Annotated in this window: 12 protein-coding genes; 5 read left to right on the top strand and 7 right to left on the bottom strand. The window is 46.0% G+C overall.

Annotation, left to right across the window (positions count from 1 at the left end):
* Positions 1-41 precede the first annotated feature (41 nt).
* Together glnE and R8N28_RS08840 are read right to left on the bottom strand one after the other, a co-directional pair.
* Positions 42-2,885 carry a bifunctional [glutamate--ammonia ligase]-adenylyl-L-tyrosine phosphorylase/[glutamate--ammonia-ligase] adenylyltransferase gene (gene glnE, locus R8N28_RS08845; protein WP_262635408.1) on the bottom strand — a complete coding sequence of 948 codons (2,844 nt, stop codon included), beginning with the start codon at positions 2,883-2,885 and terminating at the stop codon, positions 42-44.
* A gap of 113 nt (positions 2,886-2,998) precedes the next feature.
* A complete protein-coding gene (locus tag R8N28_RS08840) occupies positions 2,999-4,255 on the bottom strand; it encodes a methyl-accepting chemotaxis protein (protein ID WP_318183347.1) in 1,257 nt (418 codons plus the stop codon).
* A gap of 105 nt (positions 4,256-4,360) precedes the next feature.
* On the opposite strand from R8N28_RS08840, the gene R8N28_RS08835 reads away from it, so the two are divergent.
* Positions 4,361-5,134, top strand: coding sequence for a potassium channel family protein (locus R8N28_RS08835; protein ID WP_005387432.1), 774 nt, complete (start codon positions 4,361-4,363; stop codon positions 5,132-5,134).
* Positions 5,135-5,175: 41 nt separating this feature from the next.
* Here the strand turns inward: R8N28_RS08835 and R8N28_RS08830 are convergent, their stop codons facing one another.
* Complete coding sequence (locus R8N28_RS08830; protein WP_047101978.1) at positions 5,176-6,708, bottom strand: inorganic triphosphatase; 1,533 nt, start codon at positions 6,706-6,708, stop codon at positions 5,176-5,178.
* A 212-nt stretch (positions 6,709-6,920) separates the two neighbouring features.
* Here R8N28_RS08830 and R8N28_RS08825 point away from each other — a divergent pair, with 212 nt between their 5' ends.
* The 3 genes from R8N28_RS08825 to R8N28_RS08815 all read left to right on the top strand — a co-directional run bounded on the left by R8N28_RS08825 (position 6,921) and on the right by R8N28_RS08815 (position 9,782).
* Positions 6,921-7,601 carry a TIGR00153 family protein gene (locus R8N28_RS08825; protein ID WP_005379896.1) on the top strand — a complete coding sequence of 227 codons (681 nt, stop codon included), beginning with the start codon at positions 6,921-6,923 and terminating at the stop codon, positions 7,599-7,601.
* Between the two features lie 131 nt (positions 7,602-7,732).
* Positions 7,733-8,992, top strand: a complete 1,260-nt coding sequence (locus R8N28_RS08820) for an inorganic phosphate transporter (RefSeq protein WP_005379898.1) — start codon at positions 7,733-7,735, stop codon at positions 8,990-8,992.
* Between the two features lie 178 nt (positions 8,993-9,170).
* The gene (locus R8N28_RS08815; protein ID WP_005379900.1) at positions 9,171-9,782 is read left to right on the top strand and encodes a TIGR04211 family SH3 domain-containing protein; all 612 of its coding nucleotides are present in this window, start codon (positions 9,171-9,173) and stop codon (positions 9,780-9,782) included.
* A gap of 88 nt (positions 9,783-9,870) precedes the next feature.
* Here the strand turns inward: R8N28_RS08815 and ggt are convergent, their stop codons facing one another.
* The 3 genes from ggt to R8N28_RS08800 all read right to left on the bottom strand — a co-directional run bounded on the left by ggt (position 9,871) and on the right by R8N28_RS08800 (position 14,177).
* Positions 9,871-11,601, bottom strand: a complete 1,731-nt coding sequence (ggt, locus tag R8N28_RS08810; RefSeq protein WP_262635407.1) for a gamma-glutamyltransferase — start codon at positions 11,599-11,601, stop codon at positions 9,871-9,873.
* A gap of 273 nt (positions 11,602-11,874) precedes the next feature.
* Positions 11,875-12,561, bottom strand: a complete 687-nt coding sequence (locus tag R8N28_RS08805) for a general secretion pathway protein GspB (RefSeq protein WP_005387437.1) — start codon at positions 12,559-12,561, stop codon at positions 11,875-11,877.
* Entirely contained in the window at positions 12,561-14,177 is a 1,617-nt protein-coding gene (locus tag R8N28_RS08800) for an ExeA family protein (RefSeq protein WP_171342783.1), read from the bottom strand. The genes R8N28_RS08805 and R8N28_RS08800 overlap by 1 nt, the downstream gene beginning before the upstream one ends.
* Before the next feature lie 137 nt (positions 14,178-14,314).
* On the opposite strand from R8N28_RS08800, the gene R8N28_RS08795 reads away from it, so the two are divergent.
* Positions 14,315-15,535 (top strand): multifunctional CCA addition/repair protein, encoded by a 1,221-nt coding sequence (locus R8N28_RS08795; RefSeq protein ID WP_005379907.1) that lies wholly within the window; start codon positions 14,315-14,317, stop codon positions 15,533-15,535.
* 52 nt (positions 15,536-15,587) lie between these two features.
* Here R8N28_RS08795 and R8N28_RS08790 read toward each other — a convergent pair whose 3' ends face one another.
* A complete protein-coding gene (locus R8N28_RS08790) occupies positions 15,588-16,391 on the bottom strand; it encodes an undecaprenyl-diphosphate phosphatase (protein ID WP_017820255.1) in 804 nt (267 codons plus the stop codon).
* Positions 16,392-16,403: the final 12 nt, after the last annotated feature.

Raw genomic sequence — 16,403 nt, 5'->3', positions numbered from 1 at the left:
GTGAGTTTATCACAGCCCTTATCGAGGCTAAATATATGGTCTTAACTGAACCACTGATTCCAAGCCTGTTTTACCCACTCCCTTTCGGCAACAAACTTATCTTCCACCACATCAGCGTCTAAATTGAGTAGATTTCGGCGGTGTATTTCGTCGCGCATTGTCGTGTAAGCACGTATCAACTGCATTGCTTGGTCTTCGTCCATAACATCTTGCGCAATGAGCGTTTCAAAGATGCGCACATTATCACACCAACGCGTCAATTTCGGCTTATCGTGACTATAGTTGAGCACTAGGTACTGAGCGAGAAATTCGATATCGGTAATCCCACCTACATCTTGCTTGAGCATAAAGCGGCCTGGCTTTTTCCCCCCAAGATGACCGCGCATTTTTTCTCTCATTTCGACAACGTCTTTTTTCAGTTCAGCTTGATCGCGTGCTTTGCACAGCACATCATGCCGCGTATTGTGAAATGCAATTGCCAGTGGTTCATCACCATAAATCATGCGCGCGCGGACAAGTGCTTGATGCTCCCATGTCCACGCGTCTTGATGTTGATAGTCGTCGAACGCGTCCGTTGGACTAACCAACAAACCCGATGCACCGGACGGACGCAATCGGGTATCGACCTCGTATAAAATACCGGAAGCGGTGCGAGTGGAGAAAATATGAATGATACGCTGTGCTAAACGAAGGTAGAACTGACGACCATCAATCTCTTTTTTGCCGTCAGTGTAGACATTGACTGGGCAGTCATGCATGAAGACAATATCCAAGTCGGAGTTATAGCCGAGCTCCCACCCTCCGACTTTACCATAGCCAATTACAGCAAAGCCTTTACCTTCACGATCTTTCACATGCGTTGGCTCGCCGTACTTTTCAGACACTTGCAACCAAGCCTGACTGATCACCGCATCAACGATAGCTTCCGCTAAATAAGTTAAATGGTCACTCACTTTCATCACTGGCAATGCGCCAGCAATATCTGCCGCTGCAATACGCAAAATACAAATTTGCTTAAACTGACGCAACGCTTCCATTTGCTGTTCCATATCATCTTCAGGAATACGCGCCAAATAATCACGTAGCTCTGTACGGTAACTGTCTAATGGAATGGGATTGTACAGCTGCGCAGGGTCGATCAACTCATCAAGCAAGATAGGATAACGAGACAGCTGCTCTGAAATCATTGGGCTTGCGGTACACAAACGTACGAGCTGCACCAGAGCCGCTGGATGCTCATCCAATAATTCCAAGTAAGTCGTGCGAGTGCAGATGTTGTGTAGCAAGTGAAGTACACGAGATAAACCAAACTGTGCATCAGGATGGGCAAAGACCGCATCAAACACTTTCGGCATCAAACGATTGAGCACTTCGCGTCCACGTGGGCCTAACGTTTTTTTGGCCAGATCGGTTTTAAAGTTGATGATGGTTTTCGCGCATGAAGCAAAGTCTTCAATCTGAATATCCTGCTGCAAGATATGCTCAAGAACATCTTGTTTGTCGGCCATATCCCATAGCTCATGAAAATGACGAGCAACGGTAGTCCCCTCGTCTTCTTCATCATCACCAATTAGTGATTCAAAAACTTGGTGAACATTTGCCATATGCTGCTGGGTTTGCTCAATCAATTGCTCCCAACAGCTCATTTTCATCGCGGTGGCGAGCTTTAAGCGTTCGGTTTCGCAATCAGGCAGCGTCTGGGTTTGCTTATCCGCCATTGCTTGCAACAAGTTTTCTAATTGACGCAAGTACTTGTATGCAGCTTCTAGATCGCTGATTTCTTTTGGAGTAAGCAATGCCAGTTCTTCAATGCCTTGCAGCGTTTCCAACAGCCCTCGATTACGCAAAGAAGGCTCTCGACCACCTCGAATCAATTGAAAAACTTGAGCGATAAATTCAATTTCTCGGATGCCACCCGCACCTAGCTTAATGTTGTTATTCAACCCTCGGCGGCGAACCTCGCTACTGATCATCGACTTCATTCGTCGCAAAGATTGAATCGCACTGAAATCAATATAACGACGAAAAACAAAAGGGCGCAGCATTTGGCGTAGCTCTTGATACTGCGGGTACATCTCACATCCCATCACCCGAGCTTTGATCATCGCGTAACGTTCCCAATCTCGCCCCTGTTCTTGGTAATAATCTTCAAGTGCGGCATAGCTCATTACCAAGGGGCCACTTTCTCCAAATGGGCGAAGTCGCATGTCGACGCGGTAGCAAAAACCATCGAAGGTTTGTTGGTCGAGCGCTTTGATGATGCGTTGACCAAGACGAGTAAAGAACTGGGCATTGGCAATGCTTCGGCGTGCGCCTTGGGTTTCACCATTCTCTGGGTACGTGAAAATTAGATCAATATCGGAAGAAAAGTTTAGCTCGCCACCACCCAGTTTCCCCATGCCGATAATTAACATCGGCTGCACTTCACCGTCCTCACTTGTTGGCGTGCCCCACTCCTGACAACACACTTGATATTGCCATTGATAGGTTTCAAAAATCATCGCTTCTGCCAACTCAGATAAGTGGCTTAAAGACGTCTCTAGAGACCATGCATGCGTGAAATCCTTCCACGCAATGTACACCATTTCTCGATTGCGAAACTGACGCAATACGCGATGACCAGACATCTCATCAGGACATTGTTCCAACAGTTCAGCAAGGCGTGAGCGGTAAGACTCCTGACGACTTGGCTGCGCTAACATACTTGGCAACTCACGGGCTAGGACTTCATCGCGATGAATGGCTTCAGTTATAAACTGGCTTAAGCCCGCCACATAACGAAATTGCTGCGCAACCTCATCGGGCCAAAGGGGAAAATAACCTGCGTCTTGGGCGTTTTGTACGGCAGATTCAGCGATAGAAATCAGTGGCGAAGGCAGCTGCATTTTTCTTCCTTGTTTGAAAAGCACGGTAACTCATTCTTTATACCAGACTGAAAGCAAATAAAAACGCCCGCAAAAGGTTTGTGGGCGTTTTATCAAAAGTTCGGGATCGAATATTAAACTTGGAAAGATTTGATCTTCTTGTCTAGCTCACCTGCATTATTTTGCATCATTTCAGAGGTTTCTAGCAGCTCGGTAACAACAACAACTGAGGCTTCCACCAACTCACGTACATTGGTGAGGTTTTGGCTCATCTCTTCTGCAACACTGCTTTGCTGACCAGACGCCGTCGCGATCTGGAAGTTCATGTCATTGATTTGCGTCACTTGCCCAACAATACCATCGAGCTCAGATCCAGCACTAGAAACCAGCTCGTTTCCATCTGCCGCTTCTACAACGCTTTTTTCCATGAGTTCTACCGCAGATTCAGCACTGGTTTGCAGCTGTGCGATCATCTCTTGAATTTCTACCGTCGCTTGTTGTGTGCGTTGGGCAAGGTTACGAACTTCATCTGCAACCACAGCAAAACCCCGCCCAGCCTCGCCAGCTCGCGCCGCTTCAATCGCCGCATTCAGTGCAAGCAGGTTGGTTTGTTCAGAAATGCCTTGAATCGTCCCCACAACGCTACCAATGGCTTCAATACGTTCTTCAACTTGGTTAACCGCTTGTGCCGATGAAGCGATATCCGACGAAAGTTCACTCATTTTCGCCATTGTACTTTGCAAGAACTGCTGACCAGAAATTGCTTGCGCGGAAGCTTGCTCTGTTAGAGAAGATGCCGTCTGGGCATGTTCCGCAACCGTTTGGACCGTCGACGACATTTCACTCATCGCCGTAGCAAGTTGATCAATTTCGTTAAACTCTTCTTGCGCCGATTCCTTCGTTTCCGACATGCTCAGTGTCATGACTTCGGTGAGCGTTGATAATTCATCAGACGCATTAATTTGCATTTGAATCACATCGTGCAATTGTCGACGTGTCTTTTCTAATTCACGTGCCACGTCTCCGTATTCATCTTTACAATCCATACCAAATGGAACAGAGAGGTTCTTGCTCGCCATCAGTTTGATCGCGTCGCTCAAATACTGTGTTTGACGCAACATCACTCTAGCCGCCGCTAATAAGAGCACGACAAAAACCACTATCAATAAGGCGGTTTGCCAAGCAACTTGCGTTAAATATGCCTCATAATGCTGTTGGGCAACTTGCGCGTTTTGTGTCGCCGCTAAAAGTGAGTCGTAAAAAGTGTTTGCGTCCCACAGTTGTTTTGCCACGATCAGGACAGTACTGAAGACCATCAACATGACCATTTTAGGCACCAGTCGAATGTCGGATATGACCCTTTCCCATGGCTTAAATGCCAGCTTTTCCATTGTCAGTTCTCCACCGAGTCTTATATAGTCTTTATCTATAATCTTTATATTACTTATAGTTATGTTCGCGCTTTGCGTGGTTACGCGATTTATTTTGAGCTTCGTATGAAAAACAATGATATCAAAGACAGCACACGACCGATGGGCCTGTTGTCACTAATATTGTCTTTTATGGCACTATTTGTGATCTCTGGCTTGTTGTTTTTCCCGATCGATCACGAAACCCGTCAAGTTCTTATCGGTCTGGATTTCATAATCTGTAGTATTTTTCTACTACAGCTCACCATTGATTTGATCCGGTCCACAGATCGCTGGTTATTCCTTAAACGTCATTGGATAGATTTCGTAGCGAGCATCCCATTGATAGAGCCCCTGCGCTTTGCTCGTATTTTTCATATTATGCGAGTGGTATTAGTACTGCGTTCGTCAAAGTTCATTTTGCATCAGCTCAAAGAAAACCGCCGCGAAACCACGGTCGCCTCTATACTGCTATTGATGGTTATCCTCATAACACTCGGTTCTAGTGCAATGCTGTTTATCGAAGCGAAAAACCCAGAAGCGAATATTCGTACTGGCGCCGATGCTTTGTGGTGGGTATTTGTAACAATCTCAACGGTTGGTTACGGCGATCATTATCCAGTGACCTCCATAGGAAAGTTTTTGGCTGTCATCATCATTGTTTGCGGGGTGGGTATCTTTGGTATGATCTCGGGTCTTATCACCTCTATCCTTACTGCCCCAACGAAACAACAGACGCACAGTTCAATCAATAAAGAACGTATGCTCGAGCAGCTCCTAAGCCAACAAGCGCAAATACTAGAACGACTCGATTTCATGGAAAAAGAGCTACAACAACGTAAAACAGAGACAAAAAAATAGGACCATGCGGTCCTATTTTTTTGTCGTTACCACCAGAACGATCATTCACGCCAATAAGGCTGTACTTCCATACTGATCGCTCGGGTTTGATCCATTGCATGCAAAATTGAGCGCTCTTGACGGTGCAACCAGCGTTCTAACTGCTCTTTTTCTGCATCTTCCAGCATATCAACCAACGGGAGCAAGTGGTTCAGCATTAGCAGATCATCGATACCATGCACCAGATCCGCCCATGGTAAACGGAAGCTGTTACGCTCATCCGAGTTATACAAACTCGCGAAACCAATACCAGTATAGAGGTTACGCAATAAGCGATAACGCTGATCAACGTACTCTTGCGCCGTCAAATCGCGCTCTGCTGGGAAAGCTTCCATTAGCTCAGCCCAAGTGCGATCGAGCTGAGTAACTGAAAACGGCATGATATTACTTGCCATTTTTTCACGTGCTTTTTCATCAAGAAATGGCTGCCAACCGCGCGCTAAGATCCAGCGGCTTAGATCCAGCAGTAACCCTGTGTAACGCGCGGAATTGAGCAACCCTAGCACTTCTTCACGGCTTGGCAACTCTTGTAACTGCTGAGTCAACTCAGATACTAAGAACTTACGTGCATCCAACTTGCGCAGCACATTGCCTTTGTCATCTAAAAGCTCTTCAAGGTGTGCATGCTCATCCAACCAACTCAGTTCTTCTTCCAACCATTTAAGCTCTTGGCGCAGAATCGCGCTCGCGCGACGAGGGACAATCCCGCCAAAAATGGTCAATGTTTGACGAATGAAACGAATGGCATTACTGATTTCACGCAGTGCTTCCACGCTGTCACGCTCAGCATAAATTTGCTCGTGATAATGCCAATGAGACAAAGCGTGCTCTAAAGAGTTGATCAAGCAAAATTCAACGGTATCCGTCGGACTACTGTCCACAAGTGCCAATGATTTTACTTCATCACCCGCATAACCGCTTGCAAGTCGATAACCTTTCGCCGCTTTGCTCAAGTTACCCAAGCGCATACCACCTTGCTCGCAAAAGCTGCGTGCCAGTGTGAATAAAGCTTCGGTTTGGCCAGACTTAAGTTCCAGTTCAACTTCGCAAATTGGCTCTTGCTTCTCTTCTTCGTCTTCACCTTTGGCTACAACTAAGCCTTGGTCAAAAGCAACTTCAATCTGACTGCCATCGGGCATGCCAATCAGCCATTGTTCACGTGTGAAGTTGGTCGAGAATAATGGCATAAGCTCGGATTGCAGCGTTTCTGCATCTTTACCTGGAGGCCAAATATCTAGAGGATGAAGCGACAGATTAGGCTCGTCGCTAGTGTGCTCAGCATTGTATTCTGGTCTTTGATGTAAGCCTGCGACGACGCGTCCTGCTGTCTTTACGGTTTGGACGAATACATCATCAAAACGGCGAATTCTTAAACCAATGTCGTGCTTTCTGAGCCATTTATCGGCAGTATCAAAATAGGTGTTACCCAAGTCACGACAACTATGCTGAAGTACTTTTGTCTCAGAAATTTTTTCTTTTAAAGTTTCTGAAAATTCAGGAGAAACAAAAAACTTCAGTTCTATTTCGGTTTCCATAGCTATACCTTTCAAAGCAGATAGAAACAGGATATTGCGTAATTTCTCACACGGCAAGAGAGAAATATCGCCGGAATGATGATCTAAAACAGTTTTAATGAGCGATTTAATGCGTTACCATGCGCGCCTTTATAGCCATCGTTCAACATTTCGCCAAGCACTCAGAAATGGTGTATGTTTTTTTAAGGTTATAGTTATTAGGTTGAATGACCATGCCAGTAAATACAATTATGGGGTTATTTGCAAAGTCCCCAATTAAGCCTTTGCAACGCCACGTTGTGTGTGTCAACGAATGTTGTTCACACTTGGTGAAATTCTTTGAAGTATCTTCAAAGGGTGATTGGGAAAAAGCAGCAGAAATCCGTGCACAAATTTCTCACCTAGAGAAAGAAGCGGATGTGCTGAAACGTGAAATCCGTCTAAAACTGCCTCGCGGTTTGTTCATGCCAGTCGACCGTACTGACATGCTTGAGCTTTTGACTCAACAGGACAAACTTGCAAACCTGGCAAAAGACATTGCTGGCCGTGTATATGGTCGTCAACTTGTCATCCCTGAGGCTCTCCAACCAAACTTCCTCGCTTACGTTCAACGTTGTCTTGATGCTGCCGATCAGGCGCAAAAGGTAATCAATGAACTTGATGAATTGCTAGAAACCGGCTTCAAAGGCCGTGAAGTGACGCTCGTCGCTGAAATGATTCATCAATTAGACGTTATCGAAGATGATACCGATGCCATGCAGATTGAACTTCGCCAACAGTTGATGGTGATTGAAGCTGACATGAACCCTATCGATGTCATGTTCCTGTACAAGATTCTTGAATGGGTAGGTGGTATTGCCGACCAAGCGCAGCGCGTAGGTGCTCGTTTGGAAGTCATGCTATCTCGATCTTAAAACATAAAGTTAACGACATAACGAAGAGCATAATTAACACGTGTCATAGGGACGATGACTATTTTCATCGTCTTATGGTTTGGCGCGCGTAAAATTTTGTTCCGCTTGTTATAAAACAACTAGGTATTACGATGGATATCCTTGCGAACTACGGCACTGTCCTGATTATTGTTGCAGCGATTTTTGGTTTCATGATGGCGATTGGTATTGGCGCGAACGACGTTGCTAATGCGATGGGTACATCTGTAGGTTCAAAAGCGCTAACTGTAAAACAAGCTATCATCATTGCGATGATCTTCGAATTTGCAGGTGCTTACCTTGCAGGCGGTGAAGTAACCGACACTATCCGTAAAGGTGTAATCGAAACTTCTTTATTTGCTAGTCAACCAGATGTTCTTGTCTACGGCATGATGTCTGCGCTTTTGGCAGCAGGTACATGGCTGCTTCTTGCCTCTTACATGGGCTGGCCAGTATCAACGACTCACTCAATTATCGGTGCAATCATTGGTTTTGCGTGCGTATCAGTAGGTACTGAAGCGGTTGACTGGGGCAGCGTTCAAGGCATTGTTGGTAGCTGGATTATTACGCCAGTGATTTCAGGTTTCTTTGCTTACGTTATCTTTGTCAGCGCACAACGCCTGATTTTTGATACAGAGAACCCTCTGTTTAATGCGAAACGTTTTGTACCTGTTTACATGTTCATCACAACAATGGTGATTGCACTTGTAACCATCAAAAAAGGTCTAAAACACGTTGGTCTTCACCTGACCAATGGTGAAGCCTGGATGTGGGCAGCTGCAGTTTCAGCACTTGTGATGATTGGCGGCTACGTATACATCCAGAAAAAATTCGCTAATCGCGAAGAAGACCGCAGCTTTTCTGGCGTGGAAGGTATCTTCAGCGTTCTGATGGTTATCACCGCTTGTGCGATGGCATTTGCACACGGTTCAAACGACGTTGCAAACGCCATTGGTCCACTGTCTGCTGTCGTATCGACTGTTGAACACATGGGCGAAATCAGCACGAAAAGCACCATCGCTTGGTGGATTCTACCTCTTGGCGGTATTGGTATCGTGGTCGGTCTTGCAACACTGGGTCACAAAGTAATGGCAACCGTTGGTACAGGCATCACTGAGCTAACGCCTAGCCGCGGTTTTGCAGCACAGCTAGCAACAGCATGTACGGTAGTTCTAGCGTCTGGTACAGGCCTGCCAATTTCAACCACTCAAACATTGGTTGGTGCGGTTCTCGGTGTTGGCTTTGCTCGTGGTATCGCAGCACTGAACCTAGGCGTAGTTCGTAACATCGTGGCATCATGGATCGTTACACTACCAGCGGGTGCGTTATTGGCCGTAGTATTCTTCTACGGACTTCAAGCGATGTTCGCTTAAGACACTCGTCAATAGAATGTAAGCGCTTTGTCATTATTGACTCAAACGCACAGAAAGGGAGGCTTTGCCTCCCTTCTTTGTTGCACCGAAGTTTGAAACTGCATACTATTCGTCTATTTCCGGCTCCAATCATTCGGTGCCAACGCTGTCTCCAAGAAAAATCGTTAAGGGATTTACTGTGAAAAAACTAATCATCACGGTTTTGTTTACTTTGCTAGCAGCGCCAGCGGCCCTAGCAGCAGACCGTTATATTTCTGATGACCTCTTCACTTTTATGCACTCAGGTCCAAATAACACCTACCGTATTATTGGTAGTGTTAACGCCGGTTCTAAAGTACAACTGATTAAAACCAACCGAGATACTGGCTACACGCAAGTTCGTGATGACCGTGGTCGCACTGGTTGGGTACAAAGCAAGTTTGTGACAAACCAAGAGAGCATGGCAATTCGCCTTCCTCGCATTGAGAAAGAGCTAGCCGAAGTAAAAGAGCAGCTTGCTAATGCTCGTCAAACTTCTGATGCAGAGAAAGCAGGTCTTGTTACCTCTCTCGAAACACGTAACCAACAAATTTCAGATCTAGAAAATAAATACTCTGAGATCAGTGATCAGCTTACTTCTGTTGAAACAGAAAACCGCGAGCTACGCGCAAAGCTGGATACACAAAAAGATGACATGCTGCTTAAGTACTTCACTTATGGCGGCGGTGTTGCAGGTTTAGGTTTACTATTTGGTTTGATTCTTCCGCATGTCATGCCTCGTAGAAAGCGCTCTCCTGCGGGTTGGGCATAAACCCTTACGCTTTTATCTTTAAAAAGAACGCAAAAGCCAGTCGATATTGACTGGCTTTTTAGTTTGCTTCGTTTGATAGAAGTGAGTACTACTCCCCCATTGAACTAGAGGCTCGACGACGATCCGTTGCGCCATAAAGCTTGCCATCTTTTAGCTCAATTGCATTCAAACCGCTTACCACTGGAATAACGTGCACTGGGTAGCCAAGCTCCATAAACTCAGGCACCAACATTTCTGCGAACGTTTTCTTTTCCACCAGCAAACCAGTCGGGTCATAAGACTTGGTGCGGTCTATCTTAGTGCCATACTGGATGTTTGGTAAGTCAATAGCCTCTTGCGCTGATAAATTCCAATCCAGCACCCCAACCACGGTTTTGAGTACATACCCCGGGATTTGTGAACTACCTGGTGACCCAACCACCAAACGCAAGTTATCATCACTGTCCATCACCATTAATGGCGTAATAGCCGAACGTGGACGCTTGCCCGCTTCAATTGAGTTTTGCGTAGGCTTGCCGTCAACCGTTGGCTGAGGTGAGAAGTTAGCCATCTGCGCATTCAAGATAACGCCATCAACCATGACACCAGATCCCATTCCCGTGCCAACGGTGCTGGTCATCGCAATTGCATTTCCATCTCTATCGACGATAGAAATATGCCCTGTATCTTTGCTCTCGAAGCCTTGATATTGCGCATACTGAGTTTGCGTTATCTGTCCTGCTTGTGGATCCTTTTTTGAAGTGCCATTATCAGGGATTAAATCACGTCTCTGATCTAGATAGGCTTTAGACAGCAACTGTTCAACTGGCGCTTCCACATAATCCGGATCTCCGGCATACGCAATACGATCGGCTTTTGCAATTCGCATCGCTTCAGTCATGAGACGCCAAGGTTCCACATCCGTTTTCGCCATATGGGCAATGCCATAGGGTGCAAGCAGTTCAAGACTCTGAGCGACCATCACACCGCCCGAAGCTGGGTAACCAAAAGAGACGATTTTATTCCCACGGTAGTCGCTCTCAATGATGTCACGCTGCTTCACTTGGTAATGTTTAAAATCTTCTAAAGACAACTTCTCGTGTTGGTCGTCAATACGACTATTAACCGTCTCTACGATGTGCTGACCAAGCTCACCACCATAAAGGTAACTATCGCCTTGTTGCGCGATCTTCCTCAGCGTCTCAGCCATCTTAGGGTTCTTCATCAAGGTTCCCGTCGGCTTAATATCGTCCCCTTGCCAATACAAGGCTTTCACTTCCGGATCTTGCTCAAGTCGGCTTTGCTCTCTTACTACGATGTCGTAGGTGTAGCTGTTCATCGCGTACCCATTGCTCGCCAATGTAATCGCCGGCTTAATCAGCTCTGCCCATGGCAACTTGCCGTATTGTTCATGAGTGGTGTAAAGCAACCGCAACGTGCCCGGAACCGCAACAGAACGAGGGCCTAATATTTCGTTGCGACTGAGTACTTCCCCATTCTCAACAAACATTTCAGGGTTCGCGCTAGAGGGCGCTTCATCTCGACCATCAAGGGCCAGAAATTTTTTCTCGTCATGTTGATAAAACAGCGCGAAAGTCCCGCCGCCAATTCCGGTCATATCTGGCTCAACGACAGACATCACCATCTGCATCGCGACCATAGCATCAACAGCGTTACCGCCTTCTTTCAATATTGAGTAACCGGTACTGCTCACGTAAGGATTCGTCGCACTGACCATGAAATCTTGCCCGCGACTATCTGGTGTAACTGGGAATGGATCTGGCTTTGCTGCATAGCTTGTCGATGCAACAATACTTAAAGAAAAAATCAGAATACGCATGTGTCTCTGTTTAGACTCCTATTATGTGATGGGGTCTAACGTGGACCAAGTCATTACTCCGAAGTTCGTGAAGATGGTGTCTTTTTACACAACGCTGACTGGAATCGCGCTATCAATAGATGAATGATATTGGTGCTATTTAAACGACTGAGAAAAGCTATATTTTGCTTGTTTGAGTATCTAAAAATCATCACCAGAATAGATGCAAAAGATGCTCTGAAAAATAAAAAGCCAGCGATATGATTTCGCTGGCTTGATGTGTTTCTACAAGAGTTACCCTTTCCACTCATACAACGCTGGTATACGAATTTGCTCACCTTGGAACTCAACAATCACAGCTTGCGGTTGTATTTCTCTTAGAGTGACCTGATCATCAACGACATCCCCTTGATGATACTCAACATTGTTAATTTTCACCCAACGGCGATTTTCATCACTAGCGTACATATGGGTTTGCAAATTAAGCGCAGGTAGACGCCCTTGCCACTGGTGAGCGTTGCGCTCTAAATCGTTCACGCGTGCCGTTTGTGATGACGAATTGTCATCATCTCGGGATAAGGCATTTTCGACCTTCCTAGCTAAATCAGGAGATAATGAGGATAAATCCAGATCATCCAAAGACAACCCGAGGTCCTCTTCAGCAGCAGAAGTCGTTTGGGTTGATGCTGAGTTGCGTGTTTCATCTCTGCTTGGTGTATGGCTCGTGTATTCATCGGGGGTGGTAAATGTACCAAAATCACGCGATAGCTCTGCACTTGGCCACTCTCTTGGCAATTGGGCCAACTGGGTGTTCTCTGGATAGTCTAATACTTTGAAAGGTGATACCACTTCGACCTTTTCTATCGGGGACGTTGTATCTACTTCAACACTCGGTGCAAAGAGATCTAAGTACCAAGCGACTCCAATAGCAGAAGCAGTGATTGGCAGCAAGAACAGACCTATATGTTTCACAGCTGACATTATGCGTCCTCCTTCTCTATTCTCGCCAGTTGAGGCGCATCTGGCTGAACATTTTGCTGAAGTCGGTCTAGCGTTCGCTTACCAGCAATACCATCGACACCAATTCCTTGCCAGCGTTGAAATAACTCGACTCGCTCTTTCATCGCACCATCAAAAATAGACGTTTCAAGCAGTGGCTCACTCACCGCTTCTGCTAATAATCGGTCTAATACTTCAATCGCAGGGCCTTCCATGTCTAAACGTAATGTTTCATTCAGCGGAGCATGCCACAGTTCGATAATATTGCCCTGCCACAACGGCTTTAGCCACGAAACTGGCAGACGGAGACGCTGCTTACCATTGAGCACTTCAGCTTGGTCATTACCGACGGCATATAGAATGACATACCCAACATCACCTTGATAATTCAACTCCAAGATCACAGGGCGATTTTGTTGCATCAACAGCGGCCAAGTCGCCATTTTACGCTCACAACGCATAGTCGACTGCGGTTCTGACAAACAAAGGTTATCGCGAACCGATGCTTGATATCCCCACAAACGATACAAATCATTTACAGCGAGGTTCGACTGTTTTTGTGTTAACAATAAAGCACGCTGCTCATCCGTTAACTGTTGGCTGACGACGGTTGGTGTTGGCTCTACTCTTGGCTCCGTCACTTGTGTCAACACTGACGTCGCTTGAGCTGGCATATAATTCACGACCGCCCACCCCGTACTTAATGCAGCAATAAGGCCTACCGTGACAGAGCCCCAAGCAGGCCAACGGAAAGTCCGGCGCTCTTTTTTATCTTGCTGATAAATATCTGCCTGAAACTGCATCACCTCTTCACAGGCCTGCTGAACGGTTTGCTTATCCACAACCACATTACCCTGGTGATAACTAATGTTGAGGGATTTGTCACAGATAAGGTTGATGAGCCGCGGTATACCGTGACTGTATTTGGCTATAAGTTTACAAGAAGCACGATTAAACAGTTGCTGGTTGCCACCTGCTGTATGTAGTCGAAATGCGATGTAATCTTCTGTCTCTTTTTCATCCAACGGCAACAGGTGATAACGCCCAGTAATACGCTGGGCAAGTTGGCGTAGTTGTGTTGTTTGTAATAACCGCTGCAATTCAGGCTGCCCGACCAACAACACTTTGAGCAGTTTTCTGGTATCGGTTTCCAAGTTGGTCAACAAGCGCAACTGCTCTAGAACGTCGGCAGCAAGGTGTTGAGCCTCATCAATGACCAGCAATGTCTGCCAGCCTGCACGATAATTACGCAGCAAATATTGATGGATAACCTGGTTTAGCTGTTTGAGGTTTGCATCTGGCGGATAGGTGATTTTGAACTCATCGCAAATGGCTTCGAGCAAGTCTCTACTCGAAAACGTGGGATTGAGAATAAGACCCGCTTTGGTGTTATCACCCAAATTCGCCAGCATCGCTTTTGCGACGGTCGTTTTGCCTGTACCTACTTCGCCAGTAAGCATAGCAAAGCCACCGCCATCGCCTAGCCCAGCTTGGAGATGTGTGATTGCCTCTTTGTGACGTTGGCTTAAATACAAATAACGTGAGTTTGGAACAATCGAAAATGGTTGTTCGACAAACCCAAAAAAGTCCTTATACATTAGGCTCTCCAGCTAAAAAACCACCTGGGAATAGTCAGACATGGTATAAACGCTCTTCTTCTATTCTTAGGAGTAAAGAAAAGTACCATTGCTTGCTACAATGTCCAACGGCATATCCATAAATTAAGAGGTAATTCGTGCAAGTTTATTTAGTAGGTGGCGCAGTTCGAGATAAATTGCTCGGAATTGATAGTTATGACAACGACTGGGTGGTCGTAGGCGCGACGCCCGAGATGATGCTGTCCCAAGGATACACCGCCGTTGGTAAAGACTTTCCTGTATTTCTGCATCCCAAAAGTAAAGAAGAATATGCCCTTGCACGAACAGAGAGAAAGTCAGGTTCTGGTTACACTGGTTTTGAATGTTTCTTCGATCAAAACGTCACCTTAGAAGAAGATTTGATACGTCGTGATTTAACCATTAACGCGATGGCAATGGAGAGTGATGGCACGATCCATGACCCATATGGTGGCCAGCAAGATCTCAACGATAAACTGCTACGCCATGTATCAGACGCCTTTATTGAAGACCCTCTACGCGTTTTACGTGTCGCTCGCTTCGCAGCGAAGCTTGCTGATCTAAACTTTACGGTTGCCGACGAAACCATGCGGTTAATGCGTCACATGGCAGAGTCCGGAGAGCTGAGCACACTGACTCCCGAGCGTGTTTGGCAAGAATGGCATAAATCTCTCTCTACTCCTCGCCCTGATATTTTCTTATCGGTTCTACGAGACTGTGGTGCATTAACCGTGGTGTTACCTGAAATTGATGCACTATTTGGCGTACCTCAACCTGAGAAGTGGCATCCAGAAATCGATACTGGCATCCATACTTTGATGGTGGCAGAGCAAGCCGCAAAATTGAGTAACTCACTCCCCGTCAGGTTTGCCGCCCAAGTGCATGACTTGGGTAAGGGCGTGACGCCAGAGAGCGAATGGCCAAGCCACAAAATGCATTGCCATACAGGATTAAAACTGATCAAAAAGCTGTGCGAACGTGTCCGGGTACCAAATGAGTTTCGTGATTTAGCCTTGATGGTGTGCGAACAGCACTCCAATATTCATCGCGCGGCTGAACTTAAACCACAAACCATAATTAAAATACTCAATAAACTTGATGTGTGGCGTAAGTCCGAACGTCTGCAAGATATCTTGCTTTGCTGCCAAGCGGATCACGCTGGTCGTAAAGGACTGGAAACGCAACCATATCCACAGGCGGATATTTTTAGGCAAGCCTACCAAGCAGCAGCGGCAGTTGACGTTCAAGCCATTATCAAAGAGGGCTTTAAAGGCCCTGCGATTCGTGACGAGCAAGAAAAACGACGTATTGAAGCAGTGAAAGCAGCACTTAAGAAGTAACGAACAAACAAAAACGCCCGCGGATTTCGCGGGCGTTTTTCGTTAACATCAATTATGCACTTAATAGAAAAGCGAACAAACCGACGCCCAAAATGAGACGGTAAATCACAAACGGTGTCATGCCCATTCGTGAAATCATCTTCAAGAAGAAGTGGATACAGATGTACGCACTGATAAACGATGTGATAATGCCAGTCATTAAGAAACCAACATGGACAGGTTCACCACTGGTCACTAACTTCATGCCTAAGTAGCTACCAGCTAATGTAATGATTGGGATCGACATTAAAAACGAAAATCGGGCAGCCGCTTCTCGAGTAAAGCCAAGGTAAAGCGCTGCTGTGATGGTCGCCCCTGAACGTGAAGTTCCAGGAATCATCGCTAAGGCTTGAGCAATACCGATAAATACAGCTTTCTTCCAACCCGTTTGGTATTCATCGGCAACGAGTTTAGCGTTTTTGTCTACCCACCATAGCAACAGGCCAAATACGATCGTAGTAGTCGCGATGACGTAAGCGCTACGTAGATACACTTCAATGATGTCTTTCATCAATAAGCCGAACACACAAGCTGGAATCGTCGCAATCACGATCATCCAAGCCAATTTAGCTTCTTTACTGCGATCTCCTTTAAAGATCGAAGCAAATAACGCTTGAAACAAAGTGATTACTTCATGACGAAAATAGATCACGACAGCCATTAATGTACCGACGTGAACAGCAACATCAAAGGCTAGACCTTGGTCTTCCCATCCTAAAATAGCGGAAGGCAGGATCAAATGGGCAGAGCTTGAAATAGGCAAAAACTCTGTCAGCCCCTGAATCAGAGCCAAAATAAAGGCTTCAAAATAACTCATGTAAACAACTCA

Source organism: Vibrio sp. Vb1554 (assembly GCF_033344235.1).
The sequence above is the reverse complement of the archived record's forward strand: the minus strand, read 5'-3'. Positions and strand labels throughout refer to the sequence as shown.